This window comes from Lentzea sp. NBC_00516 (genome assembly GCF_036346835.1).
Lineage (GTDB): Bacteria > Actinomycetota > Actinomycetes > Mycobacteriales > Pseudonocardiaceae > Lentzea > Lentzea sokolovensis.
In genome coordinates, this window is record NZ_CP107840.1 from 4080107 (window position 1) to 4105941 (window position 25835).

General features: G+C 69.4%; 25 protein-coding genes. 4 read left to right on the top strand and 21 right to left on the bottom strand.

Features of this window, described 5'->3' with window-relative positions; all coding sequences use genetic code 11:
• Window positions 1–6: 6 nt before the first annotated feature.
• Together OG205_RS18025 and OG205_RS18030 are read right to left on the bottom strand one after the other, a co-directional pair.
• A complete protein-coding gene (locus OG205_RS18025; protein WP_330277407.1) occupies window positions 7–1212 on the bottom strand; it encodes a hypothetical protein in 1206 nt (401 codons plus the stop codon).
• Between the two features lie 10 nt (window positions 1213–1222).
• Window positions 1223–3169: a phosphocholine-specific phospholipase C gene (locus tag OG205_RS18030; protein WP_330277408.1), complete on the bottom strand. Its 1947-nt coding sequence runs from the start codon at window positions 3167–3169 to the stop codon at window positions 1223–1225.
• Window positions 3170–3282: 113 nt separating this feature from the next.
• Between OG205_RS18030 and OG205_RS18035 the strand changes: the two genes are divergently transcribed.
• Complete coding sequence (locus OG205_RS18035) at window positions 3283–3768, top strand: calcium-binding protein (RefSeq protein ID WP_330277409.1); 486 nt, start codon at window positions 3283–3285, stop codon at window positions 3766–3768.
• On the opposite strand, the gene OG205_RS18040 is transcribed toward OG205_RS18035, so the two are convergent.
• The 13 genes from OG205_RS18040 to pyrR form a co-directional block, all read right to left on the bottom strand.
• Window positions 3755–6619 carry a hypothetical protein gene (locus OG205_RS18040; RefSeq protein ID WP_330277410.1) on the bottom strand — a complete coding sequence of 955 codons (2865 nt, stop codon included), beginning with the start codon at window positions 6617–6619 and terminating at the stop codon, window positions 3755–3757. The two genes, OG205_RS18035 and OG205_RS18040, sit on opposite strands and share 14 nt — an antisense overlap.
• A gap of 115 nt (window positions 6620–6734) precedes the next feature.
• A complete protein-coding gene (gene metK, locus OG205_RS18045; RefSeq protein ID WP_319973231.1) occupies window positions 6735–7937 on the bottom strand; it encodes a methionine adenosyltransferase in 1203 nt (400 codons plus the stop codon).
• A gap of 37 nt (window positions 7938–7974) precedes the next feature.
• Window positions 7975–9183 (bottom strand): bifunctional phosphopantothenoylcysteine decarboxylase/phosphopantothenate--cysteine ligase CoaBC, encoded by a 1209-nt coding sequence (gene coaBC / locus OG205_RS18050; RefSeq protein ID WP_330278180.1) that lies wholly within the window; start codon window positions 9181–9183, stop codon window positions 7975–7977.
• Window positions 9184–9221: 38 nt separating this feature from the next.
• Window positions 9222–9500, bottom strand: coding sequence for a DNA-directed RNA polymerase subunit omega (gene rpoZ, locus OG205_RS18055; protein ID WP_045313812.1), 279 nt, complete (start codon window positions 9498–9500; stop codon window positions 9222–9224).
• 3 nt (window positions 9501–9503) lie between these two features.
• A complete protein-coding gene (gene gmk / locus OG205_RS18060) occupies window positions 9504–10100 on the bottom strand; it encodes a guanylate kinase (protein WP_442916790.1) in 597 nt (198 codons plus the stop codon).
• Window positions 10097–10414: an integration host factor, actinobacterial type gene (mihF, locus tag OG205_RS18065; RefSeq protein WP_330278182.1), complete on the bottom strand. Its 318-nt coding sequence runs from the start codon at window positions 10412–10414 to the stop codon at window positions 10097–10099. Before mihF ends, gmk begins: the two co-directional genes overlap by 4 nt.
• Window positions 10415–10706: 292 nt before the next feature.
• The gene (pyrF, locus tag OG205_RS18070; protein WP_330277411.1) at window positions 10707–11519 is read right to left on the bottom strand and encodes an orotidine-5'-phosphate decarboxylase; all 813 of its coding nucleotides are present in this window, start codon (window positions 11517–11519) and stop codon (window positions 10707–10709) included.
• Window positions 11516–14818 (bottom strand): carbamoyl-phosphate synthase large subunit, encoded by a 3303-nt coding sequence (gene carB / locus OG205_RS18075; protein WP_330277412.1) that lies wholly within the window; start codon window positions 14816–14818, stop codon window positions 11516–11518. Before carB ends, pyrF begins: the two co-directional genes overlap by 4 nt.
• Window positions 14818–15930: a glutamine-hydrolyzing carbamoyl-phosphate synthase small subunit gene (gene carA / locus OG205_RS18080; protein ID WP_442916791.1), complete on the bottom strand. Its 1113-nt coding sequence runs from the start codon at window positions 15928–15930 to the stop codon at window positions 14818–14820. Before carA ends, carB begins: the two co-directional genes overlap by 1 nt.
• Entirely contained in the window at window positions 15927–16433 is a 507-nt protein-coding gene (locus OG205_RS18085; protein WP_330277414.1) for a PH-like domain-containing protein, read from the bottom strand. The genes carA and OG205_RS18085 overlap by 4 nt, the downstream gene beginning before the upstream one ends.
• Window positions 16430–17710, bottom strand: coding sequence for a dihydroorotase (locus OG205_RS18090; protein WP_330277415.1), 1281 nt, complete (start codon window positions 17708–17710; stop codon window positions 16430–16432). The genes OG205_RS18085 and OG205_RS18090 overlap by 4 nt, the downstream gene beginning before the upstream one ends.
• On the bottom strand, window positions 17707–18639 hold the full coding sequence (locus OG205_RS18095) for an aspartate carbamoyltransferase catalytic subunit (protein WP_330277416.1): 933 nt from the start codon (window positions 18637–18639) through the stop codon (window positions 17707–17709). The genes OG205_RS18090 and OG205_RS18095 overlap by 4 nt, the downstream gene beginning before the upstream one ends.
• Window positions 18636–19208 (bottom strand): bifunctional pyr operon transcriptional regulator/uracil phosphoribosyltransferase PyrR, encoded by a 573-nt coding sequence (gene pyrR, locus OG205_RS18100; protein ID WP_030481810.1) that lies wholly within the window; start codon window positions 19206–19208, stop codon window positions 18636–18638. The genes OG205_RS18095 and pyrR overlap by 4 nt, the downstream gene beginning before the upstream one ends.
• Before the next feature lie 257 nt (window positions 19209–19465).
• Here pyrR and bldD point away from each other — a divergent pair, with 257 nt between their 5' ends.
• Window positions 19466–19954: a transcriptional regulator BldD gene (gene bldD, locus OG205_RS18105; RefSeq protein WP_030471611.1), complete on the top strand. Its 489-nt coding sequence runs from the start codon at window positions 19466–19468 to the stop codon at window positions 19952–19954.
• An 82-nt stretch (window positions 19955–20036) separates the two neighbouring features.
• Here bldD and OG205_RS18110 read toward each other — a convergent pair whose 3' ends face one another.
• Together OG205_RS18110 and OG205_RS18115 are read right to left on the bottom strand one after the other, a co-directional pair.
• On the bottom strand, window positions 20037–20762 hold the full coding sequence (locus OG205_RS18110; protein WP_330277417.1) for an RNA polymerase subunit sigma-70: 726 nt from the start codon (window positions 20760–20762) through the stop codon (window positions 20037–20039).
• Between the two features lie 84 nt (window positions 20763–20846).
• Window positions 20847–21656, bottom strand: a complete 810-nt coding sequence (locus OG205_RS18115) for a sigma-70 family RNA polymerase sigma factor (protein ID WP_330277418.1) — start codon at window positions 21654–21656, stop codon at window positions 20847–20849.
• Window positions 21657–21744: 88 nt separating this feature from the next.
• On the opposite strand from OG205_RS18115, the gene OG205_RS18120 reads away from it, so the two are divergent.
• Together OG205_RS18120 and OG205_RS18125 are read left to right on the top strand one after the other, a co-directional pair.
• Window positions 21745–22449 carry an SDR family oxidoreductase gene (locus OG205_RS18120; RefSeq protein WP_330277419.1) on the top strand — a complete coding sequence of 235 codons (705 nt, stop codon included), beginning with the start codon at window positions 21745–21747 and terminating at the stop codon, window positions 22447–22449.
• A 12-nt stretch (window positions 22450–22461) separates the two neighbouring features.
• Window positions 22462–23103: an HD domain-containing protein gene (locus tag OG205_RS18125; protein ID WP_330277420.1), complete on the top strand. Its 642-nt coding sequence runs from the start codon at window positions 22462–22464 to the stop codon at window positions 23101–23103.
• Here OG205_RS18125 and OG205_RS18130 read toward each other — a convergent pair.
• The 4 genes from OG205_RS18130 to OG205_RS18145 all read right to left on the bottom strand — a co-directional run bounded on the left by OG205_RS18130 (window position 23100) and on the right by OG205_RS18145 (window position 25828).
• On the bottom strand, window positions 23100–23636 hold the full coding sequence (locus OG205_RS18130; protein WP_330277421.1) for a hypothetical protein: 537 nt from the start codon (window positions 23634–23636) through the stop codon (window positions 23100–23102). The two genes, OG205_RS18125 and OG205_RS18130, sit on opposite strands and share 4 nt — an antisense overlap.
• Window positions 23637–23731: 95 nt before the next feature.
• Window positions 23732–24151: a transcription antitermination factor NusB gene (gene nusB, locus OG205_RS18135; RefSeq protein ID WP_330277422.1), complete on the bottom strand. Its 420-nt coding sequence runs from the start codon at window positions 24149–24151 to the stop codon at window positions 23732–23734.
• Window positions 24151–24720 carry an elongation factor P gene (efp, locus tag OG205_RS18140; RefSeq protein ID WP_330277423.1) on the bottom strand — a complete coding sequence of 190 codons (570 nt, stop codon included), beginning with the start codon at window positions 24718–24720 and terminating at the stop codon, window positions 24151–24153. The genes nusB and efp overlap by 1 nt, the downstream gene beginning before the upstream one ends.
• Window positions 24721–24751: 31 nt before the next feature.
• Window positions 24752–25828 carry a M24 family metallopeptidase gene (locus tag OG205_RS18145; RefSeq protein ID WP_330277424.1) on the bottom strand — a complete coding sequence of 359 codons (1077 nt, stop codon included), beginning with the start codon at window positions 25826–25828 and terminating at the stop codon, window positions 24752–24754.
• Between the last annotated feature and the right edge of the window lie 7 nt (window positions 25829–25835).

The window sequence follows — 25835 nt, forward strand, 5'->3', positions numbered from 1 at the left end:
CGACAGTCACGCGTTGCGCCTCACCAAACCGGTGAAGCCCGCCACGAACAGGGTCGCGAACGCCCAGGCCAGGATCTGCAGCAGCCACGTCGTCGCGAGGACCACCTGTCCAGAGGCCGCGCCCGCGTCGACCGTGCAGCGGGCGGCGTCCACCTTGACCAGCGGTGTCGCCACGTTCAGGGCATAGCCGACCTGTTCCACCGTCGAGCAGCGGACGGCGCCGGAGATCAACACCACACCCACGGACACGGCGAGCACGCCGGCCAGCCACACGAGTGCGAGGCCCGGGCGGTAGCCGTGCCCGACGGTCACGCCCCGGATCAGGTGCCAGGCCCGGCCCCACCTCGACAGCTGGCCGCGGCGGCGCAGGTCGCGTTGCTGGGCCACCCGAATCCGTCGCACGTCGCGTTCGTGGCCGGCGGCCTGGTGGGCGGCGGCGAGCTGGGTCCACGGTTGCGTCGAGTAGCGCAGCGTGCGGGTCGCCAGGAACGAGAGCCATTCGTCCACAGTGGCGTCTCGTGGCAGGCCCTCGTAGGTGAGGCCTTCGAGCTGTGCCTTGCCATCGACGCCGTCGAACGGCAGGAACAGTTCCTTGCCCACACGCACATGCCGCAGGTCCAACGCGACATCCGGTGAGCTGACCCGGCCGTCCCGGAAGATGAGCTGGCCGTCGACCCGTGTCCCGCGCAGGCGCACCGACGCGTGGACGCCTCCGCCCGAGACGTCGCACCCCTGGGACAGGAAGATCCCGTCGCCGACCCGCAGGTCGACCAGCACGAGCCCCGCCTCGAAACGGGCGCCGGCGCACATCAGCACCGCCGAGATCTGGGATCCGCTCAGCGTCACCGAACCCGCGGCGTGGAAGCCGTCGTCCAGATAGACGCTGCCGCCGATGCGCATGTGCAGCGCGTCGATCGACTCCGCGGCGGACAGGCGGGCGCCGCTCAGGCCGAGGTTGTGGTCCACGGTCAGGCCCCGCGCGTGCACGGCGGGCGCGGTCAGGCCGCGCAGGTCCAGCTGCGAGAACTGCGCCCGGTCGAGCAGCACCGGCTGCTCGGTCGTGCAGTCGCGCAGCACCAGCGGTTTCTTCGCCACGACGTCGGACAGGTCGAGCTGACCGGTGATCTTGGCCCCGACGAGCACGAACCCGCCGGGGTCCAGTAAGTCGTGCTCGATCATCCGCCGCCGGATCTCGTCCCCCTTGATCTCCACGGGGGCAACGTTATCCGGAGATCGACTCCTGGCCGTTCTCGATGTGACCGCACAAACGGCGGCGGAACCGGGGCTCCTCCTCCACGGTCACCGTCAGGTCGTACCAGCCGGAGTTCATGACCGTCAGCCATGGGATGACGTGACGATGTCCTGGCCTCACAACGTAACGACGCTGCCCCAGCACGAACGTCAGCCGTGACGACCCGCTGTTCTCGAACGTCAACGTCAGCACACGGCTGTATCCACGCACCGACGACGAGACGCGTGCACGGTCAGAGGAAGACCCAGCGAACTCACGACGGAAGCCGTTGGGCCCCAGCAGCACGAGGTCGTGATCACCCGTGACCTCAAGCGATGCCGACGACGTGACGTCGAAGTGCTGCGGCAGCGCGAACTGGCCCGAGTACGGGTACAGCGCGAAGTGCACGGACGCCGATCCGGAGTTCGACATCTCCAGCGACGACCCGCGCAACGACGCGTCAGGTTGATACGGCAGAGCGCGCGCACGTCGCCGTCCAGGCTCCTGCTCCGGCATCTTCTGCTCGGACGGAGGCGCGGGACGCCAGCGCGGCGTCGCGGGCGGCGCGGCGGCGGGTTCGCCGACCTCGGGCCACGTCCGGCGCTTGTCGAAGTCGAACGCCGAGGTCAGGTCACCGGCGACGGTCCGGCGCCACGCCGAGATCTCCTCCGACCGCACCCCTGTCCACTTCTCCAGGAACCGCGTCATCGACGTGTGGTCGAACACCTGCGAGTTCACGTAACCGCCGACGGACCACGGCGAGACGACCGTCATCGGCACGCGCGCACCCAGCCCCAACGGCCGGTCGCCCACGTACTCGTCGGCAACGGACAACGGCGGGCGCGGCGGCGGCACGTGGTCGTAGAAGCCGTCGTTCTCGTCGTAGGTGATGAACAGGACCGTCGACTCCCACACCTCCTGGTTGGACGCCAGCGCGTCCAGCACCTGGTAGGTGATCGAGGCGGAGGCGGCGGGCGACGACGCGCCGGGGTGCTCCGAGTCCACAGAGGACGGAACCAGGTACGACACGGCGGGCAACCGGCCCGCGGCGACGTCCGCGCGGAACGTCTCCCCCAGTCCGCCGGGCTTCACCCGGTGGAGTCCGCGCGAGTACAGCGACTTCTCCGCGGCGGAGAGCTTCGAGAGGTCCAGCGAGCCGATCAGCGCGGGGTCGCCGGTCCCGTACAGCTTGTCCAGCGACTTGAACCCGGCGGGCAGCACCTTGCGCGCGATCTCCTTGAACCGCAGGTAGAACTCCAGGTTGTTGTCCTGGAAGTTGTCCCACTCCTGGTACACGCGCCACGACTTCCCGGCCGCCTCGAGGCGTTCCGGGTACGTCTTCCACGTGTACCCCGTGTGGGTGTCCTCGCTGTAGGCCGCGTTGCCGGTCGCACGGCCGCCGGACGGCTCGAAGCCCGTGTACCCGGACACCCAGTAGTTCCGATTCGGCGAGGTCGACGACGGCACCGAGCAGTGGTAGGCGTCGCACAGCGTGAACGTGTCCGCGAGCTCGTAGTGGAACGGGATGTCCTGGCGCGTGTAGAACGCCATCGTCGCCCCGGTCTTCGCCGGCACCCAGTTGTCGTTCCACCCGCCGCGCAACGCCGAGTGCCCGCCATTCCAGCTGTGGTCCAGGTCACCGATGTACTGGATGTCACGGCCGGACGCCGCCTCACGCACCGGGAACGGCAGCACGCCCGACTGGTTGAACACGCCCTTCAGCGCATTGCGGTCGGAGAACCCGCGCACGCCGCGAAGGGTCCCGAAGTAGTGGTCGAACGAACGGTTCTCCTGCATCAACAGCACGACGTGCTTGATCGCGCGCAACCCTCCCGTACGAGGCTCACGGGCCAACGCGGCATACACCGACGGTGGCAGCAGCGTGCCCGCACCGGCTGCGGCGACGGCAGCCATGAACCCACGACGAGAGAGCGACATGAACGGAGTTTGTAGCCTCGGAAGGTGTCGCGGAACCAACCTTTGGTTAGCGTTCGGGCAACGGCCGGTTGTGACTCTCTCCCCAGGCAAGACACAGAAGAGGGGAAACGACCATGAGACTGCGCATTGCCGCCGCCGCGCTCGCCATCGGGCTCTGCACCGCCGGTGTCGCCCAGGCCGACGAGGTGCCGCCGGAGTTCCAGAACAGACCCACTCCCGCGGACTGCTACAACGCCGTGCCCACGATCGTCGGCGCGGGATTCATCGTCGGCGGGCCGGGACCGGACGTGATCGTCGGCAGCAACGGGCCGGACACCATCCTCGGGCTGGGCGACAACGACATCATCCTCGGGCTCGGTGCCGACGACACGATCTTCGGCGGCGCGGGCAACGACCTGGTCTGCGCCGGCTGGGGCCCTGACAACGTCCAGGGCGGCGACGGGCACGACACCGTCTACGGCGAGGCCGGCGACGACGACATGCTCGGCGGCGACGGCATGGACCTGCTGTCCGGTGACGTGAACTTCGACCGCGGCGACGGCCAGCTCGGCTTCGACTTCTGCCCGGCGTCGACGGAGGTCACCGTCAGCTGCGTGTGACCGCCTGCCGCAACAGGATCTCCGTGGCAGGGTCGGGTCTCACCCCGAGCTGCCGCAACGAGTCCAGCACGCGCGCACGGACCTCCTCGGTCCTTTGTGGATTCCGTGCGCGCAACGCGGCGGCGAGCGCCAGCCGGTGCCCTCGCGGTTCGAACGGTTCCAGCTCGAGCGCCCGGTCGGCGAGGTGACGTGCCTGCGCCGGATCTCCGGTGACGAGCCGGAGTTCGCCCAGTGCCAGCAGGTTGCCGACGTGTCGCTCCCTGATCTGAGCGATCTCCGCCTCGCAGAGGTCGGTCAGGTCCGGGAGCGGTTCGCCTCGCCACAACGCGGCCGCCTCACCCGGCCTGGCCGTGTCGCTCAGCTCGTGGAACGACCAGAGATCCACCGTCAGCCGGTCGCTGCGGACCAGGCGGAGGGACTCGCTGTCGCTGCGCAGGAAGTAGCTGGCCTCGCCGCCGGTCCGGTCCGGCTCCAGGAGCCGCCGGAGGTGGGTCATCGTCACGCGCAGGTTTCTCGCGGCGCTCGCGGGGTCCAGGCCGGGCCACAGCAGGTCGATCGCCTGCGCGCGGGTGATCACGGTGCGCACCACGAGAAGGCCGAGCAGCTGGCGGACACGGGCGCGGCGCAGTTCCGGCGCCTGCGCGGTGAGGCCGTTCCTCGTGACCCGCATCGGCCCGATGACCTCGATGCCGATCGGGTGCTCCGGTGGCGCGGGCACGGTGGCCAGGAGCTTCAGCGCACCGGCGGCGAGGCCGGGATCTCGGGCGAGCTCACGGAACTGGCGGTGCGCGGCCGGCCCGACGCGGTCCGCCAGCCAGGTGCCCAGCGTCGTCCTGCCTCTCGCCGCCTGGCGGGCGGCGAGTTCCGCCGACCACGGCAGCGGCAGGAAGCAGAGGGCGTGTTCCGCCGGCAGGTCGGCGCGGAGATCTCCTTGCCTGGCTTGCAGGAACGCACGTCCCGCCGCGCGGGCCCTGCGGTGGGACGGGCCCAGATCGGTGCTGTCCCAGCGTTCCCTGAGTTCGTCGCTGAGCACGTAGCCCAGCGTCAGGAACCGGCGCAGGTGCCGTTCGGCGACCTTGACGTCCACGGGCCACCGGGCCAGGTGCTGCTTGTAGATGTCGCGGGCCAGCTCCTCGTCGCCGCGGGTGACGGCGGCCGCCGCTTGCGCCGCACACGTCAGAACCGCGTCGCGCGGATTGTCCTGCTCGGCGGACGGCTCGGTGGTGATCTCGCCGAACGACGCGGCGATGACCGCGTGAAAGGCCCGCGCCACGAACTCGTCACGAGCGGTGCCGTCCTCGCTGCCTCCGTGGAACACAACGGGTTCACCGTCGAACCACCGCGCTGTGGCGACGTGACGGCGGGACAGGTCGCCGGTGAGCATCCGTTCGGCCATTTCGGCAGCGTCCTGGCCACGCCCGCACAACGCGAGGCAGTGCACGTGGAACCGCGTCGTGGACACCGCAAGCGCTTGGGGCACCTCGCTCGTGGGCGCCTGGGCGAGGTGGGTGAGCGCGGTCTCCGGGTCGCCGGCGAGCTCGGCCACCACCGCGGCGACGCTGTGCCGGAGCAGTCTCAGCACGGGCGACCGCGCTTCGAGTCGTTGTGCCCGTTGGGCGACGGCGACCAGTCTGGTGAGGTCTCCCCGGGAGTGCGCGGTGATCACGGCCTGTCCCAGCGCAACCGCCGCACCGTCGTGGTCACCGGCTTCCAGCCACTGCGCGCACGCCCTGTCGACGAGGCAGTCGATGACCGGGTCGGTGAAGTCGTCGGCGTGCCGGACCGCGGCGGTGAGCAACAGGAACGCCGGCTCCTGGAGCCGGTGTTCCGGCACGGCATCGAGCCATCTCCTGGCCGTCGCGCTGGGCAGGACCGACAGCGTGGTCCGCACGAGCTCGACCGCCAGGCGCGCGAGCAGCGTCCAGTCACCGGCCCGGCACGCGACCCGTCCGGCCCCTGCCAGTTCGCCGCGCTGGAGCAGCACTTCGACGGCTTCGGCGCGCATGTGGCCGGTGGGCAGCACACTCGCCCACAGGTCGTGAGCCCGGTAGCGGCCGTCGTCGAGCCGGTCGACCAGTGGAACGCTCCGGACGAGGTGTTCCACGTCGGTGGCCGTGCCCGCCACGGTGCCGACCTCCGCGGCGGTCGCGGTTCCGAGGATCACCAGCGCTGCCAACGTGTCCCGCGTCGGTGCGGACAGGCGGCTCAGCACCTCCTCGGCGGCGTAGCGCCAGGACGCGGCCGGACCCGCGGTGAGGGACAGCCTGATCAGCGCGGGCCAGCCGTGCAGGTCCTCGGTGAGCTCACGGCCGAATCTCCTGGCCAGCGCGGACGTTTCGGCGTCGGTGAAGGCCAGGTCGGCGGTCTCGATCGTGGCCACCTCCCCCGCCGCCTCCCTGCGCGCCAGCGGAAGTCCCGGCACGACACGTCCGGACAGGACGACGTGTGCGGTGGCCGGCAACGCGCGGGCGAGGGTGGCGAGCAGCTCCGCGCCGGGCGATCCGTCCGGGACCTCGTGCACGTCGTCGAGCAGCAGGCACACGTCGAGCGGGGCTTTCCGGTGCAGTGCCTGGAGGATCTCCGCCGCGCCGGCCTGGGATCCGTGTTCTGCCGCGAGGGCGTCCAGGATCGCCGCGGCCAGCCGGGTCGCGTCCTCGTGGCCGGGACCGCAGGTGACCCAGGCGTCGATGCCACGGGGTTCCAGGAGGTTCGCGCGGACCGCCTGGGCCAGCGCGGTGGTCTTGCCGAAGCCCGCACCGGCGGTCACCAGCGTGACCGGGCGGCACCACCGGCCTCTCAGGCGGTCGACCAGGCGCGGGCGGGCCAGCTCGACGTCGAGCGGGCGCGGCACCGCGTGCAAGCCTGTCTGGTCGTCCCCCACTCACTGCGGAGGCCCGCGAGAGACCCGAAATACGCGAAACAGCCCGCCTCCGGGTGGAAGCGGGCCGTTCGGGCGTGCTGGGTGATCAGGCGCCGGCGGCGTTGCGCAGGGCGTCGGCGCGGTCGGTCGACTCCCAGGGCAGGTCGACGTCGGTGCGGCCGAAGTGGCCGTACGCGGCGGTCGGGGCGTAGATCGGGCGCAGCAGGTCGAGGTCGCGGATGATCGCGGCCGGACGCAGGTCGAAGACCTCCGAGATGGCCTGCTGGATCTTGGACGGGTCCACGGTCTCGGTGCCGAAGGTCTCGACGAACAGGCCCACGGGGGCGGCCTTGCCGATGGCGTAGGCGACCTGGACCTCGACGCGGGTGGCGAGGCCCGCCGCGACGGTGTTCTTGGCGACCCAGCGCATCGCGTACGCGGCGGAGCGGTCGACCTTCGACGGGTCCTTGCCGGAGAACGCGCCGCCACCGTGACGGGCCATGCCGCCGTAGGTGTCGACGATGATCTTGCGGCCGGTGAGACCAGCGTCACCCATCGGGCCACCGATGACGAAGCGGCCGGTCGGGTTGGTGAGCAGCCGGACGCTGGAGGTGTCGAGGCCCAGTTCGGCGATCTCGGGAGCCACGACGTGCTCGCGCAGGTCGACGCCGAGGAGCTTCTCCAGGTCGATGCCGTCGGCGTGCTGCGTGGAGATGACGACCGTGTCGAGACGCACGGGCTGGTCACCCGCGTACTCGATGGTGACCTGCGTCTTGCCGTCCGGACGCAGGTACGGGACGGTGCCGTCCTTGCGGACCGCGGTCAGGCGGCGGGACAGGCGGTGGGCCAGCGCGATCGGCAGCGGCATGAGCTCGGGCGTGTCGGTGCACGCGTAGCCGAACATCAGGCCCTGGTCGCCGGCGCCCTGCTTGTCGATCTCGTCGTCGGCGCCCTCGACGCGGTTCTCGAACGCCGTGTCGACACCCTGCGCGATGTCCGGGGACTGCGCGCCGATGGCCACGTTCACGCCACAGGAGTTGCCGTCGAAGCCCTTCTGCGACGAGTCGTACCCGATCTCCAGGATCTTCTCGCGGACGATCGTCGGGATGTCCGCGTACGCCTCGGTGGTGACCTCACCCGCGACGTGGACCTGACCGGTGGTGACCATCGTCTCCACCGCGACGCGCGAGCGCGGGTCCTTGGCCAGCAACGCGTCCAGGATCGAGTCACTGATCGCGTCGCAGATCTTGTCGGGGTGTCCCTCGGTCACCGACTCACTGGTGAACAGCCTGCTGCTGTGCTGGCTCACGGACACTCCTTGTTCGAGGGGCTCACAGGGAAAAATTCTACTGAGAATCAGTCAAGCGAACGGTAACCGCGTCCCACACCGCGGACGCCACTTGTGTTTTGGGGCCGTGCGGTATAGGCGTCTCGGTGCCGTCCGGGGACAGCAGCCAGCCCGCGTTGTCGTCCTGCTCGAACGCCTTGCCGTCGCCGACCGCGTTCAGCACCAGGAGGTCGCAGCCCTTGCGCCGCAGCTTCGCCCGTCCGTAGTCGAGCACCGACGTCGTCTCGTCGCCGGTCTCCGCGGCGAACCCGACGATCAGCTGCCCCGTCCTACGTGCGGAAACGAGCTCCACGAGGATGTCGGGGTTCTTCGTCAGCGCGATCGGATCGGGGTCGCCGTCGGTCTTCTTGATCTTGTGTCCGGTCAGCGACAACGGCCGGAAGTCGGCCACCGCGGCGGCCATCACGACCACGTCCGCGTCCGCCGACACCTTGTGCATGGCGTCGCGCAGCTCCACCGCCGACCCCACCCGGACCAGGTCGACACCGGCCGGCGTGACCAGGTCCGCGGTGTTGCCAGCGACCAAGGTCACTCGGGCACCTCGTTGCGCGGCCACCCGCGCGAGTGCGTAGCCCTGCTTGCCGGACGAGCGGTTGCCGATGAACCGGACCGGATCGAGTGGTTCTCGCGTGCCACCGGCGGAAATCGCGACGTGCACGCCTTCGAGTGTCCTCGCGAGGGCGTCGCGGCGCACCAGCAGCAGCCGGGCCAGTTCGACGATCTCGGCGGGGTCGGGCAGGCGGCCCTTGCCGGTGTCCTTGCCGGTGAGGCGGCCGGAAGCGGGTTCGGCGACGATCACGCCACGGCTGCGCAGCAGGTGCACGTTGTGCTGGGTGGCGGGGTGCTCCCACATCTCGGTGTGCATCGCCGGCACCAGCAGGACCGGGCAGCGCGCGGTCAGCAGGGTGTTCGTCAGAAGATCGTCCGCGAGGCCGTGCGCGGCCTTCGCGATCAGGTTCGCCGTCGCCGGGGCGACCACGACGAGGTCGGCGTTCTGCCCCAGTTTGACGTGCGGCACCTCGTGCACGTCGTCGAACGGGTCCGCCGACACCACCTGACCGGACAGCGCCTCGAACGTGGCGGCTCCCACGAACTTCAGCGCGCCCTCGGTGGGGATGACCCGCACGGAGTGACCGGATTCGGTCAACCGCCGCAAAACCTCACAGGCCTTGTACGCGGCGATGCCCCCGCCAACCCCAAGAACGATCTTGGGGCGAACAGGGGCACCAGCGTCAGATGACGCAGTCACTCGCCCTCGGTGTGCTCAAGCAGACCCGCGTGGATCTCGCGAAGAGCAATCGAGAGGGGCTTCTCACGCGGGCCCGGCTCGACGAGCGGGCCGACGTACTCGAGCAGGCCCTCGCCGAGCTGCGCGTAGTAGTCGTTGATCTGGCGGGCACGCTTCGCGGCGTAGATCACCAACGCGTACTTCGAGCTCACCTGCTCAAGCAGGTCGTCGATCGGCGGGTTGGTGATGCCCTCCGGAGAACCGGTCAGGTGACCGAGCTCGGTGTGGGTGATCACTCGTCAATCTCCTGAAATTCGTGGTCCGACCATCAAGGATAGCAAATCGGACGCAGCCGACTTCACGTCGGCGTTCACGACGACCTCGTCGAACTCCTTTTCGGCCGCCAGCTCCTCGCGGGCGATGGCGAGCCGGCGTTCGACGACGTCCGGGTGTTCGGTGCCCCGGCCGGTCAGCCGATCGACCAGATGCTCCCAGGACGGGGGCATCAGCATGACCAGCTGGGCGTCGGGCATGGCCACGCGGACCAGCCGCGCGCCCTGAAGTTCGATCTCCAGGAGCGCGGGGCGGCCCGCGGCCAAAGCTTCTTCGACGGGCCTGCGAGGGGTTCCGTAGTGGTTTCCGGCGAACTCGGCGTGTTCCAGGAACTCGCCCGCCTCGACCATCTGCTGGAACTTCTCGTGGTCCACGAAGTGGTAGTGCACTCCGTCGACCTCGCCCGGCCTCGGCTTCCTGGTGGTCGCCGAGACGGAAAAGTAGATATCGGGTTGCTGACTGCGCAGCTCCGTCAGAACGCTGGACTTGCCAACGCCGGACGGCCCGGACAAGACGGTGAGGCGGGAACGGGCAACACCCGTTCCCGCCTCGGTGCCAATCACTCTCCGCTGAACTCGGAGAGCAGGGCCTTGCGCTGACGGTCACCAAGACCGCGCAGGCGACGGCTGGGAGCGATCTCGAGGCGCTCCATGATCTGCTGAGCACGCACCTTGCCGACACCCGGCAGGGCCTCAAGCAGCGCGGACACCTTCATCTTGCCAAGGATCTCATCGCTCTCGGCGGCCTTCAGCACGTCCGTCAGGGTCGTGCCGCCACGCTTCAGGCGCTCCTTGAGCTCAGCCCGGACGCGACGAGCGGCAGCAGCCTTCTCCAGCGCTGCGGCCCGCTGCTCCTCGGTAAGCTGGGGAAGAGCCACGATTTCCTCCGTGGTGTGGATTCTTTTCGGATCGGTGCCGCGAACATACCGACCGCAATTGCCTGAGTACAACGTGACCCAGTCAGGTAAATCTTCAGCGGTCATGATTGCGGCGGGTGGTAGTAGTACCAAACCCTCCGGCGGCCTGATCACCGCCCTCCGGCAACTCATCGCCCACTCTAGGTGTGCTATGAGGCCGGTGACCAGCGGGGCAGCCGGTGGCGTGGACCCTACCAACACATGTTTGCCCTGGTGAGCGCGCCACACCCCAAATGGCGTGGCGCGCCCCTCCTCAGAGGCTCTGCTGGACCCTCTGCACCGCGCTGACCAGCGACGACACGTCCGGGCCGTGCTTGAGAACATCTCGTGAAGAAGCCGGAAAGACGTTGCGCATGTCGGGTCCGAAGAGCCGTTTTAGATCGGCCACGGAGCCGCCCTGAGCGCCGAAACCGGGCGCCAGGATCGGTCCGTTGAACCCGGAGAGGTCTACATCCGTTTCCCCGATCGTGGCGCCCACGACGAGACCAACATCGCCGCACGGGGAAATGCCTGAATTCCGAGCGGTGGCGAAATCGATGATCGTCTGCGCCACGGTTCGCCCGTCCGGAGCAACCGACCGCTGGACCTGCGCGCCTTCGGGGTTCGAGGTGAGGGCGAGCACGAACACGCCCCTGCCCGTCGCCCGCGCCGCGTCGAGCGCGGGTTGCAGCGATCCGAAACCCAGGAACGGGGAGACCGTGACCGCGTCACCGGCCAGCGGTGAGCCGTCGCCCAGATAGGCCTGCGCGTAGGCGGCCATGGTCGAGCCGATGTCGCCGCGCTTGGCGTCCACGAGCACCAGCGTGCCCGAGCCGCGCAGCTCCGCGATCACCCGCTCCAGCACGGCGACCCCACGCGACCCGTAGGCCTCGAAGAACGCCGCCTGCGGCTTCACCATCGCCACCCTGCCGCCGAACGCCTCCACGGCCGTCAGGGCGAACCGTTCGAGGCCCTCTGCGGTCGGGGACAGGCCCCACGCCTCCAGCAGGCTCGGGTGCGGGTCGATCCCGACGCACAGAGGTCCGTACGCCTCAACGGCTTTCGCGAGTTTGTCGCCGAAGGTCACTTGTCACCCCGCAAAGCGGCCTGGAGGGCCTGCAGCGGCTGGACGCCGATGTCACCCCGGATCAGCGCCTCGATGCCGTGCACGGCCGCAGCGGCGCCCTGGATCGTGGTCACACAAGGGATGTCCTTCGCCACGGCGGCGGTGCGGATCTCGTAGCCGTCGATGCGCGGGCCGCTGTTGCCGTACGGCGTGTTGAAGATCATGTCGATCTCGCCGGCCAGGATCATGTCGACGACGTTGCCCTCGCCCTCGAAGTGCTTGCGCACCTCGGTGCACGCGATCCCGTTGCGCTTCAACACCTCGGCGGTGCCGGACGTCGCGAGGATCTGGAACCCGAGGTCGGCGAGCCGCTTGACCGGGAAGATCATCGCGCGCTTGTCGCGGTTCGCGAAGGACACGAACACCTTGCCCGACGTCGGCAGCGAGCCGTACGAGGCCGTCTGCGACTTCGCGAACGCCTTGCCGAACGACGAGTCGATGCCCATGACCTCGCCGGTGGACTTCATCTCCGGGCCCAGCAACGAGTCCACGCCGTGACCCTCGGGCGTGCGGAAGCGGTGGAACTGCATGACCGCCTCCTTCACCGCGACCGGCGCGTGCTCGGGCAGCCGGGCACCGTCACCGGTGGCCGGCAGGATGCCCTCCACGCGCAGTTCCGCGATCGTGGCGCCGAGCATGACGCGGGACGCGGCCTTGGCCATCGACACGGCCGTCGCCTTGGACACGAACGGCACCGTGCGCGACGCACGCGGGTTTGCCTCCAGGACGTACAGCACGTCGTCCTTGAGCGCGTACTGGACGTTCAGGAGCCCCTTCACGCCGATGCCCTTGGCGATGGCCTCGGTGGAGCGGCGGACGTTCTCGATGTCGGAGGCTCCGAGCGTGATGGGCGGCAGCGCGCACGACGAGTCGCCGGAGTGGATGCCGGCTTCCTCGATGTGTTCCATCACACCACCGATGAACACCTCTTCGCCGTCGCACAGCGCGTCGACGTCGATCTCGATGGCGTCGTCGAGGAACCGGTCGACCAGCACCGGGTGCTCGGGCGTCACCTCGGTCGCGCGGGCGATGTAGCCCGACAGCGACTCCTCGTCGTACACGATCTCCATGCCGCGCCCGCCGAGCACGTAGGAGGGGCGCACGAGGACCGGGTAGCCGATCTCGTCCGCGATCTCCTTGGCCTCGCTGAACGACGTGGCCGTGCCGAACTTCGGCGCGGGCAGGCCGGCCTCGTTCAGCACCTTGCCGAACTGGCCGCGGTCCTCGGCGAGGTGGATCGCCTCGGGCGTCGTGCCCACGACGGGCACACCGGCGTCGGACAGGCGCTGCGCCAGGCCCAGCGGCGTCTGGCCGCCGAGCTGGACGATCACGCCCGCGACGGTGCCGGAGCGCTGCTCGGAGTGCACGACCTCCAGCACGTCCTCGAACGTCAGCGGTTCGAAGTACAGGCGGTCCGACGTGTCGTAGTCCGTCGACACCGTCTCCGGGTTGCAGTTGACCATGACGGTCTCGTACCCGGCCGCCCGCAACGCCATCGCCGCGTGCACGCACGAGTAGTCGAACTCGATGCCCTGGCCGATGCGGTTCGGCCCGGAGCCCAGGATCAGCACCTTCGGCTTCTCCCGCTGCTCCGCGACCTCGGTCTCGGCCTGAGGGTCGAGCTCGTACGCGGAGTAGTGGTACGGCGTCTCGGACTTGAACTCCGCCGCGCACGTGTCGACCGTCTTGTAGACCGGACGCACGCCCAGACGGTGCCGCAACGTGCGCACGCCATCTTCACCCGCGAGCTCCGAGCGCAGCGCGGCGATCTGCCGGTCGGACAGCCCGGCACGCTTCGCCTTGCGCAGCAACGGTTCGTCGAGCACCGGCGCGTCCAGCAGCTCCTGCCGCAGCGTGCCGAGCCACGCGATCTGCTCGATGAACCACGGGTCGATCTTCGACGCGTTGTACACGTCCTCAATGGACGCACCGAGACGAAGAGCACGCTCGACCGTGTAGAGGCGGCCGTCGTGGCCGCGCTCCAGCTGCTTCAGAGTCGACTCCAGAGTAGAGCCCTCCGGGTCGGGCTGCGTCCAGAAACCGACCGATTTCGTTTCCAGCGAACGCAGCGCCTTACCCAGCGCCTCCACGAAGTTCCGGCCGATCGACATGGCCTCGCCGACCGACTTCATCGTGGTCGTCAGCGTCGGGTCCGCTCCGGGGAACTTCTCGAACGCGAACCGCGGCGCCTTCACGACCACGTAGTCGAGCGACGGCTCGAACGACGCCGGGGTCTCCCCCGTGATGTCGTTGGTGATCTCGTCGAGCGTGTAGCCGATGGCGAGCTTCGCGGCGATCTTGGCGATCGGGAAGCCCGTCGCCTTGGACGCCAGCGCCGAGGACCGCGACACCCGCGGGTTCATCTCGATGACGACCATGCGGCCGGTGTCGGGGTGGATCGCGAACTGGATGTTGCAGCCACCGGTGTCGACGCCGACCTCGCGGATGACCTGGATGCCGACGTCGCGCATGTGCTGGTACTCGCGGTCGGTCAGCGTCATCGCGGGCGCGACCGTCACCGAGTCACCCGTGTGGACACCCATCGGGTCGATGTTCTCGATCGAGCAGATGACGACGACGTTGTCGTTGCGGTCGCGCATCAGCTCGAGCTCGTACTCCTTCCACCCGAGCACGCTCTCCTCGATGAGCACCTCGGTGACCGGGGACTCCTCCAGGCCGATCGCCGCGAGGCGCTCCAGTTCCTCTGGCGTGTACGCCATGCCGGAACCCAGGCCGCCCATCGTGAACGACGGCCGGATGACGACCGGCAGGCCGAGGTCGGCAACGGTCGTGCGGACCTCGTCCATCGTCTTGCAGACGGCCGAACGCGGGACCTCGGAACCGATGCCCCGCACCAGGTCCTTGAAGATCTGCCGGTCCTCACCGCGCTGGATGGCGTCGATGTCCGCGCCGATCAGCTCGACGTCGTACTTCTCCAGCACCCCGCGCTCGTGCAACGCGATGGCGGTGTTGAGCGCCGTCTGACCGCCCAGCGTCGCCAGGATCGCGTCGGGGCGCTCCTGCGCGATGACCTTCTCCACGAACTCGGCCGTGATCGGCTCGATGTAGGTGGCGTCGGCGAACTCGGGGTCCGTCATGATCGTCGCCGGGTTGGAGTTCACCAGGCTGACCCGGATGCCCTCCTCGCGCAGCACCCGGCACGCCTGCGTGCCGGAGTAGTCGAACTCGCAGGCCTGACCGATGACGATCGGACCGGAGCCGATGACCAGGATGTGCTTGAGATCAGTCCTCTTCGGCATCAGCGGGCCTCATTCATCAGCGTCACGAAGTCGTCGAACAGGGGCGCGGCGTCGTGCGGGCCCGCCGCGGCCTCGGGGTGGTACTGCACGGAGAACGCCGGCGCGTCGAGCAGCCGGACGCCCTCGACGGTGCCGTCGTTCGGGCAGTAGTGCGACAGCACGGCGCGGCCGAACTCCGAGGAGAACTCCTCGCCCGGCTTGCCCTCCAGCGCGAACCCGTGGTTCTGCGAGGTGATGGCGACCTTGCCGGTGGTCACGTCGATGACCGGGATGTTGATGCCGCGGTGGCCGTAGCGCATCTTGTACGTCCCGCGGCCGACCGCGCGGCCCAGGATCTGGTTGCCGAAGCAGATGCCGAACAGCGGCAGCTTGCGGCCCAGCGCCTCCTTCGTCAGCGCGATGGCGTGGTCCTGCGTGGCCGGGTCGCCCGGACCGTTCGAGAGGAACAGGCCGTCGGGGCTGACCTTGAGGATGTCCTCGAAGGAACTGGTCAGCGGCAGCACGTGCACCTCGATGCCGCGCGCCGCCATCATCCGCGGGGTGTTCGACTTGATGCCCAGGTCGAGCGCCGCGACCGTGAACTTCTTGGTGCCGATGGCCTCGACCACGTACGGCTTGTCGGTGGTGACGTCGACCGCGAGGTTCGCGCCCACCATCTCCGCCGAGGCCTTGACCTGCTCGACCATCGACGCGTCGTCGGTGAGCTCGGAGCCCGAGAACACACCGGCGCGCATCGCGCCCCGCTCCCGGATGTGGCGGGTCAGGGTGCGGGTGTCGAGGCCCGCGATGCCGACCACGCCCTGGTTCGTCAGCTCCTCGTCGAGGCCGCGCTTGGAGCGCCAGTTCGACGGCGTGCGCGCCGGGTCGCGGACCACGTAGCCGGCGACCCAGATCCTCGAGGACTCGTCGTCCTCGTCGTTCCAGCCGGTGTTGCCGATCTGCGGCGCGGTCTGCACCACGATCTGGCGGTGGTAGGAGGGGTCGGTCAGGGTTTCCTGGTACCCGGTCATGGCCGTGGAGAACACGACCTCGCCGAGCGAGACGCCGGTCGCTCCGTACGCCTCACCGCGGAAGACACGTCCGTCTTCCAGCACCAATGCCGCGTTCGTCACGCCTTGCCCTCCGTGTTGATCGGGTTCTGGCTCAGAGCCGCGACCCATTCGTCGTAAACGTCCTTGTCGTCACCGCGGAATCCGGTGTCGAAGAGGTGGCCTTCGTTCTCCCACTGGACCACCAGCAGGCCCTCTTCGCTGAACATGACCTTCCCGGCCAGGCCGCGGTCCGTGCGGGCGTCCCGGATGGACTGGGCGGGGATGAAGATCGGTGACGCGCCGACGCGTTCGATGGCGACGCCCTCCGGAACCAGGCTCAGCGCGGCCTCCGCGCGGAAGCCGATGTCCCCGACCTGGACGCGGTCCTGCCAGTTGCCCGCGTTCGTCGTTCCGATGTAGACGCCCGTGGTCGCGAGCCTCGGCGCGCCCAGGGCGGCCGGTGTCGCGGGGAACGCGGGCAGGTCGGCCTGCTTGCGCTGGCGTCGCCTCCAGCCGTGCCACATGCCGTAGACGCACAGGGCGAAGAAGACGAAAACCGCCAGGGACAGGAGAATGCGCGTCATTCCGCAATCCTCCCCGCCAGTGCGGTCACCCGGCCACGCAAGATGGTGGCCGTCACCGCGGCGGGCAGTTCCATGCCCTCGAACGGGGTGTTGCCCGCGATGCTCGCGAGCTGCGCGCCGTTCACCGTCCACGACGCGTCCGGGTCGACCAGCACGAGGTTCGCGGGCTCGCCGACCGCGATCGGACGGCCCTGGTCGGTCAGGCCGGCGATCTCGGCGGGCTTCTCGCTCATCACCCGCGCGACGCCGCGCCAGTCCAGCAGACCGGTCCGCACCATCGTCTCGACGACGATGCCGAGCGCGGTCTGCAGGCCGAGCATGCCCGGACGGGCCGCCGACCACTCGCAGTCCTTGTCCTGGATCGCGTGCGGGGCGTGGTCCGTGGCGACGCAGTCGATCGTGCCGTCCGCGAGCGCCTGCCGCAGCGCGTCCACGTCGGACTGCGTGCGCAGCGGCGGGTTGACCTTGTTGACCGGGTCGTAGGTGGACAGCCGGTCGTCGGTCAGGATCAGGTGGTGCGGGGTGACCTCGGCGGACACATTGGTGCCGCGGGCCTTGGCCCACTTCAGGACGTCCGCCGTGCCGGTGGTGCTGACGTGGCAGACGTGCAGCCTCGCGCCGACCTGCTTCGCGAGGATGCAGTCACGGGCGACGATCGACTCCTCGGCCGCCGCCGGCCAGCCCTGCAGACCGAGGCGCGACGCGTTCTCGCCCTCGTGCGCCTGGGCACCGACCGTGAGGCGCGGTTCCTCTGCGTGCTGGGCGATGACGGCGTTGAGCGCCTTCGAGTACTCCAGCGCGCGGCGCATGATCAACGGGTCGTGCACGCAGTGACCGTCGTCGGAGAAGACCCGGACGTTGGCCTTGCTGTTGGCCATCGTGCCGAGCTCGGCGAGCTTCTCGCCCTTGAGCCCGACGGTGACGGCGCCGACCGGGTGGACGTCGACCAGGCCGACCTCCTGACCACGGCGGGCGACGTGCTCGACGATGACGGCGTTGTCGGCGACCGGATCCGTGTTGGCCATCGCGAAAACGGCCGTGTAGCCACCGAGCGCGGCGGCCTGGGAACCCGTTTCGATGGTCTCGGTGTCCTCGCGGCCCGGCTCACGCAGGTGGGTGTGCAGGTCGACGAAACCGGGCAGGAGGACCGCCCCGTTGCCTTCGATGACTTCGGCTTCTGAATCCGTGCCCTCTGCGATCACGCCGTCGCGGATCAGCAGGTCGATCGGTTCACCCTCGCCGTAGGGCCGAACTCCCTTGAGAAGCAAGGGTTTCACGCGGTTTCCTCCTCGTGGGCAAGCAGGTGGTACAGCACGGCCATGCGCACGTGGACACCGTTGCGGACCTGCTCGGTGATCGCGGCCTGCGGGCTGTCGGCGACGACGGAGGCGATCTCCATGCCGCGCAGCATCGGGCCGGGGTGCAGCACCACGGCGTGCTCTGGAAGGAGCTTCAGGCGGCGCTCGTTGAGGCCGTACGCGATCGAGTACTCGCGCGCGCTCGGGAAGAACCCGCCGGTCATCCGCTCGGCCTGCACGCGCAGCAACATCACCGCGTCCTGCGACGCGAGCTCGGAGTCGATCTCGTGCGAGACCGTGACCGGCCACTTCTCGACGCCGGTGGGCAGCAGGGTCGGCGGGGCGACCAGCGTGACCTCGGCACCGAGCGTGGTCAGCAGGTGCACGTTCGACCGGGCGACGCGGCTGTGCAGAACGTCACCGACGATCGCGACCCGGCGGCCGTCGAGGCTGCCCAGGCGGTCGCGCAGCGTGGCGGCGTCGAGCAACGCCTGAGTGGGGTGCTCGTGCATGCCGTCGCCGGCGTTCACCACGGACGTGTTGGTGTGCTTGAGCCAGCCCGCGAGCCGGTGCGCGGCACCGGATGCCGGGTGACGCACGATCACGCAGTCGGCGCCCGCGGCCTGCAGGGTCAGCGCGGTGTCGCGCAGCGACTCGCCCTTGCTGACGCTGGAACCGGAGCTGCTGACGTTGATCACGTCCGCGGACATCCACTTGCCGGCGATCTCGAACGACACCCGCGTGCGCGTGCTGTTCTCGTAGAACATGGTGATCACCGTGCGGCCGCGCAGCGTCGGCAGCTTGCGGACCTCGCGGCCGAGCAGCGCCTGCTTCAGCCGGTCCGCGGTGTCGAGGATCGCGATCGCCTGGTCGCGGTCGAGGCCGTCGGTGGAGAGCAGGTGCTTCACTTCAGCACCACTCCGTCGCGGCCGTCGAACTCTTCCAGCATCACGACGACGTCCTCGGTCTTGGAGGTCGGCAGGTTCTTGCCCACGTAGTCCGCTCGGATCGGCAGTTCGCGGTGACCGCGGTCGACGAGCACGGCGAGCTGGACGGCGCGGGGCCGGCCGTGGTCGCGCAGCGCGTCGAGGGCGGAGCGGATCGTGCGGCCGGAGAACAGCACGTCGTCCACGAGAACGACCAGTCTGTCGTCGATGCCGCCCTCGGGCAGCTTCGTCGCCTCCAGCGGCCGCGTGGGGCCTCTGCGCAGGTCGTCGCGGTAGAGGGTGATGTCGAGCGTGCCCTCGTGCACCGTCCGGCCGGAAAATTCGGCGATCTTAGCGGCTAGACGTCGTGCGAGGGGGGCTCCCCGGCTGGGAATACCCATCAAGACGACGTCGGGTGCGCTGGGTGCATCGAGTGCGGTCTTCTCGATGATCTGATGGGCCATTCGGGCGACAGTGCGCGCGACGTCACCGGCCGAGAGAATCTCGCGATCCCCGGCCGGATCCGTCGCGCCACGTTGACGTGACGCCACGGCTGGACCTCCTTCCCCGCCTCACTGGACGGGTCCTTAAAGGACGTCGGACACCTAGTGACAACTAGGCTGACCTGCACCGTATCACCTACGGACGGTCAACCATCCGAGTGGTAGGCCAGGCGTGGCGCGCGTCTCTCCTTGAGATCAGCTTGACCTGCCGACCACGGCGAGTAATCATTACTCTGCGTATCGATCGAAGCCTCCCCGCAGCACGCCGGTACAGCTGACGGGGCGAATGAACGGAGAACCGCCACATGGGCGACTACGCCAAGGCGCTGGGGGCCAAGCTCCGCGCTATCCGCCAGCAGCAGGGTCTGTCCCTGCACGGCGTCGAGCAGAAGTCCGGCGGTCGCTGGAAGGCCGTGGTCGTCGGCTCCTACGAACGAGGTGACCGCGCGGTGACCGTGCAGAAGCTGGCCGAGCTGGCCGACTTCTACGGCGTTCCCGTCGCCGAGCTCCTGCCCGAGGGCCGCGTGCCCTCCGGTGCCGAGCCGGCCACCAAGATCGTGATCAACCTCGAACGGCTGCAGCAGCTGCCGGTCGAGAAGGTCGGTCCGCTGGCCCGCTACGCGGCGACCATCCAGTCGCAGCGCGGTGACTACAACGGCAAGGTGCTCTCCATCCGCACCGAGGACCTGCGTTCGCTCGCGATCATCTACGACATGACGCCGGGCGAGCTCACCGAGCAGCTCATCGACTGGGGTGTGCTGCCTCCCGAGGCCCGTCCCGCGAAGGAAGACTGAGCTTCACACGCCGTCCATGGCTCCCCCGACGTCCTGCTTGTCGCCCTGAGGACGTTCGAGGGAGCCATGTGCGTTCTTCAGGTCATTCGGGTGAGAACAGCCGCCGGACGTGCTCCCGGTCCGTGATCGCGTGGATCGCCGCGATCTTCCGCTCGCGCACCGTGAACGCCACCAGCGCGACCGGCTGACCGTCCACTGTCGACACCAGCCCGGCCTCGCCGCCGACGACCGCGGGTTCCATGCACGGCGCCGCCTGGATCGCCGCCGTCTTGGGCGCGACCATGCCGGCGCCCCGCAGCCAGATCTCCTCCGAGCGCAGCGTCACGTCCGCGTCCAGCACGTCCTTGCCCGCCATGAACGCGTCGACGACCTCGCGCTGCCCTGCCAGGTCCACATCGGACACCGGTCTGCCCGCCACCCGTTTGCGCGCCCGTGCCTCCACCTGCGACGCGCCGAGCGGTGTGCGGCCGATCAGCGGCGCCACCTGCTCGAACGGCTCCTGGAACATGTCGTGCAGCACGTAGGCGACGCGTTCGTCGGGGGTCAGCGCGTCGAGTGCGGTCAGCACGCCGAGGCCGGGTTCCTGGTTCGGCCCCGTGCTCACGACCGGGTCCGGCATCTCGAAGCCGTTCTTGGCGCGCACGCGCAGCATCGTGAGGCTCACCCGCGCGACGACCGTGTCCAGCCAGCCCGGCTCACCGGACTTCTCGATCTTGCGTCGCGCCTCCCTCACCGCGTCCGCCGCATCGGCGAACCGGCCGAGCATCCGGTAGGCGAGCCTGTCCCCCTGGTCCAACTCCCCGATCATCGTTGGTCCCCTTCACCTCGAGCGCCCACTTCCAATAGACACCTGGCGGGCCCTCGATGTGACCAGTGACAGCAGTGGTATTGCTCACGGAACAAGCGCGGCGAGCTGCTTCTGGTCCTGGATCACGTGGATCGCGACGATCCGGTCGTCGCGCACCGTGAACGCCATGATCGAGAACGGCACGCCGTCCACCCGCGTGACGAAGCCGATCTCGTCGCCGACGACCGCGAACTCGACGGCCGCCATCGAGGCGTACTTGCGGAACAGGCTCGCGCGGCCCGCGACCGTCCGTCCGCCGATGATCCGCAGGTCGCCCGCGCGCAGCACGGCGTCCGGGTGCAGCACCGCGACCAGGCCTTCCAGGTCGCCTTCCCTCGACGCCCTGAGGAACGCCCGCACCACCGCGCGCTGCTGGGGCAGGGCGACGTTCGGCTGCGGCCGGTCCTGCACGCGCTTGCGGGCCCTGCTCGCGAGCTGACGCGCGGTGGCCGGGGTCTTGTCGATCAACAGCGCGATGTCGTCGAACGGCACGGCGAACAGGTCGTGCAGCACGAACGCCAGCCGTTCGTCGGGCTTGAGCGAGTCCAGCACGATCAGCATCGCGAGCCCGACCTGGTCCTTCGCGACGGCCTGCTGCTCGGGCTCCTCCCCCGTCTCGATCACGGGATCGGGCATCTCGAACGCGTGCTCCCGCCTGTCGCGCAACATGTTCAGGCAGACCCGTCCGACGACGGTCGTGAGCCACGCGGCCGGGTTGTCGATCTCGCTCGTGTCGGCGCGCTCGACGCGGAGCCAGGCGTCCTGCAGCGCGTCGTCGGCCTCGGCGAACGACCCGAGCATGCGGTGGGCGATGGCGCGCAGCCTCGTGCGCTCCTGCTCGAACTGCGCGATCACGACTTCCCCCTGTGGCCTGGCACACACCCTGTCACGTTCCCGCGCGCCGCCGGGTCGACCGGGCAACGACTCATTCGGGAGAGTAATCATGAAGATCCTCGTGACAGGCGGCACCGGCACTCTCGGCAGGCACGTGGTCGCGTCGCTGCGCGACACCGGCGCGGACGTCGTGACCCTGAGCAGGCACGGGGACATCGCCTGCGACCTGCTCGCCGGTGACGTCCCGCCGATCGACGCCGAGGTCGTGGTGCACCTGGCCGGCGGGCAGAAGGGCGACGACGTGGCGACCCGCAACCTGCTCGCGGCGTGCGCGGGCGTCCGCCACCTCGTCTACATCTCGGTGATCGGCGCGGACACCGTGCCGCTGGCGTGGCTGCGCACGAAGCTCGCCTGCGAGCAGGCGATCGCGGACTCGGGCATCGGGTTCACGATCCTGCGCGCGGCCCAGTTCCACGACCTGACGCTGACCATGGTGCGAGGACTGGTGAAGCTGCCGATCGTGCCGGTGCCGGGCATGCGGCTGCAGCCGGTCGACGCTCGCGACGTGGCCGCGCGCATCGTCGAGCTGGCGCTCGGTTCGCCCGCCGGACGCGTCACGGACATCGCCGGACCCGCGGTCTACGAGATGGGGCAGCTCGTGCGGGACTACCTGTCGACCACGGGCAAGCGGCGCCTCACCGTGCCGTTGCCGCTGCCGGGCAAGGCGGGGAAAGCCTACCGCGACGGGCTGAACCTGACGCTGGACGGCGACCACGGCGCCCGGACGTGGGAGGAGTTCCTGGCCGATCGGTAGAATCCCGGCAACGTGACCCCTTCCGACGCAGGACTTCTCGCCGATCAGAACCCGCTGCCGTCCGGTGTGGACTCACCGCTGCGCGAGCACCTCACGTTCCTGATCGAGGTCGACCGGCTCAAGACCGTGCTTCGCGCCTCCCCTCTCGCGGCGGCGGACCGGCGGGAGAACGACGCGGAGCACTCGTGGCACCTCGCGCTGATGGTGCTGACTCTCGCCGAGTACGCCGACGAACCGATCGACGTCGGCCACACGATGAAGCTCGTGGTCGTGCACGACCTGGTCGAGATCTACGCGGGTGACACGCCGATCTACGACACCGAACTGGGCGAGAGCCAGCAGGAACGCGAGGAGGCCGCCGCCGACCGGCTGTTCGGCATCCTGCCCGAGGACTCGGGGCGCGCGCTGAGGGCGTTGTGGGACGAGTTCGAGGCGCGGTCGACGCCCGAGGCGCGGTTCGCGAAGGCCATGGACCGGCTGCAACCGTTGCTGCTCAACTGGATGGCGAAGGGCGGGACCTGGCGGACGCCCGGTGTGACCGCGGAGGCCGTGCGCGGGCGCAAGGCCGTGATCGGTGAGGGCTCGACAAAGCTCTGGGAAGCGGCGCTGGAACTGATCAACGAGGGCGAGCGGCGGGGCTGGGCGCGGTCCTAAGGGGTGTGCCAGCCGCCGGCGAACCACTGCACCTCACCGGTCGCCGGGTCGTAGCGGCGGCGTTCGATGGTGCCGATGTCGGCGCCGTAGACGTGGATGCCGATGGTCGGTTCGTCGGACTCCGCCACGACCGAGTGAACATCGTCGTCGGTGGTGCAGCACACGGTGACCTCGCCGCGCCGGAAGACCTGCTCGCCGAGCTCGACCAGGGGACCTGGTCCGGTGGGCTTGGCGTAGCGGATCTCGCGTTCGGCGCCGGAGTAGATGCCGACGACGCCCCACGTCTCATGGCCGTGCACGGGCGTGCGCTGACCTGGCGCCCACACGACGACGGCGACGCACCAGCCGGAGGCGAGGTGTAGCGGGTAGTTGACGTGGTGGTCGGGCGACGGGCGGGTGAGTTCGGGCGGAAGGCGGTAACCGCTGTCCAGCAACGCGGACAGCCGGTCCGCGACCCGCTTGGTGATCTCGTGCTGGTCGTCGGAGGCGGCCACGATCGACGCCACGTCGTCGAGGAAGGTCTGCAGGTTCATGACCTGAAGCCTGGGGCAGCGCTCGTATGACGTCCAATGCCAAAACCGCGGGGGTCACATCAACATCGTTGATGTGACCCCCGCGGTGGCAGTACTTACAGAACGGCGCGCAGCTGGTCCGCGATGACCGCGATCCGGCCAAGCACGCCGTTCACGAACCGCGGCGAGTCGTCCGTGGACAGGCCCTTGGCGAGCTCCACGGCCTCGTCGATCGCGACCGCGTCCGGCACGTCGGTCGCCCACAGCAGCTCGTACAGGCCGAGGCGCAGGATCGCGCGGTCGACCGCCGGCATGCGCTGCAGGGTCCAGCCCTCGGCGTGCTCCGAGATGAGGTCGTCGATGCGCGACCGGTGTGCGGTGACGCCCTCGACGAGCGTCACCGTGTAGTCGTTCACCGGCGGCACGTCGGGAGACCCGACGCGCGAGGCCAGCAACGTCACCGCGTCGCTGCCCAGCAGGTCGGCTTCGTAGAGGAAGTCGACCGCGCGCTTGCGGGCCTTGCTCCGAGCACCCATCAGGACTTGTCGCTGATGCGGCCGAGGTAGCGGCCGTCGCGGGTGTCGACCTTGATCTTCTCGCCGGTGGTGACGAACAGCGGGACCTGGATCTCGGCGCCGGTCTCCAGGCGGGCGGGCTTGGTGCCGCCGGTGGAGCGGTCGCCCTGCAGGCCGGGGTCGGTGTGCTCGATGATGAGCTCGACCGAGGTCGGGAGCTCGATGAACAGCGGGACGCCCTCGTGCGTGGCGACCATCGCCTCCTGGTTCTCCAGCAGGTAGTTCGCGGCGTCGCTGACCGTCTCGGCCGAGACCGGGATCTGGTCGTAGGTGTCGCCGTCCATGAAGATGAAGTCGGTGCCTTCCTTGTACAGGAAGGTCATGCCGCGCTTGTCCACGGTGGCGGTCTCGACCTTGGTGCCCGCGTTGAAGGTCTTGTCGACGACCTTCCCGGTCAGCACGTGCTTGAGGGTCGTGCGCACGAAGGCGCCACCCTTGCCGGGCTTGACGTGCTGGAACGCGGTGACGGTCCAGAGCTGGCCGTCGAGGTTCAGCACCAGGCCGTTCTTCAGGTCGTTCGTGGTGGCCACGGTGGGATTTCTCCTGTGTAGGACGGGGATGTCAGACGACCACGAGTTCTTTCGTGGTCAGGGTGAGGAGCTCCGGCCCGCTCTCGCGGACCACGAGGGTGTCCTCGATGCGGACCCCGCCCCGCCCCGACAAGTAGACGCCGGGCTCGACGGTGACCGCCATACCGGCCGAAAGTGTACCGGCACCCGCCTTCGACAACGCCGGTGCCTCGTGGATCTCCAGCCCGACCCCGTGGCCGAGGCCGTGCAGGAACTCGTTTCCGTGCCCGGCCTTCTCGATCACCTCGCGGGACGCGTGGTCGACGTCGCTCACCCGCACGCCCGGCGTGAGCGCGTTGCGGCCCGCCGCCTGCGACCGCGCGACCAGGTCGTACAGGTCGCGCTGCCAGTCCGCGGGCCTGCCGAGGACGAGCGTGCGGGTCATGTCGGAGTGGTAGCCGTCGACCAGTGCGCCGAAGTCGAGCTTGATGAGGTCGCCCACGTGCAGGGTCGCGTCCGTCGGCGAGTGGTGCGGCACGGCCGAGTTCGCGCCGAACGCCACGATCGAGGAGAACGAGGGGCCCTCCGCGCCGTGGTCGAGCATGCGGCTCTCCAACTCGCGCGCGACCTCGCGTTCGGTGCGGCCCGCACGCAGCCCGCCGTGGCCGATCAACGCCCCGAGGGCGCGGTCCGCCGCCGCGCACGCCATCCGCAGCGCCTCGATCTCGACCTCGTCCTTGACCAGCCGCAGCTTCTCGACCAGGCCGCCGGACTTCACCAGTTCCGCCTTGCCCGCGGCCGCGGTCAGCTCGTCCAGGCCGTCGACCGTCACCTGGTGGCTCTCGAACCCGAGCCTGCCCTTCGCGCGCTGGGCCAGCGCGGTGTCGCACGGCCGGTCGATCAGCCGTTCCAGGTCCGGCACCTGCTTCGCCGACTGGGTGAGATAACGGCCGTCGGTGCAGAACACCGTGGTGTCGTCGCCGGCCGCGTCGATCAGGACGGCGGCGTTCGATCCGGTGAACCCCGTGAGGTACCGGACGTTCAACAGGTTCGTGACGAGCAGCGCGTCCAGGTTCGTGGCCTGGAGCTCCTGACGGAGGGCGGTTCGGCGTGCGGCGTACGACGACATGTCTCGC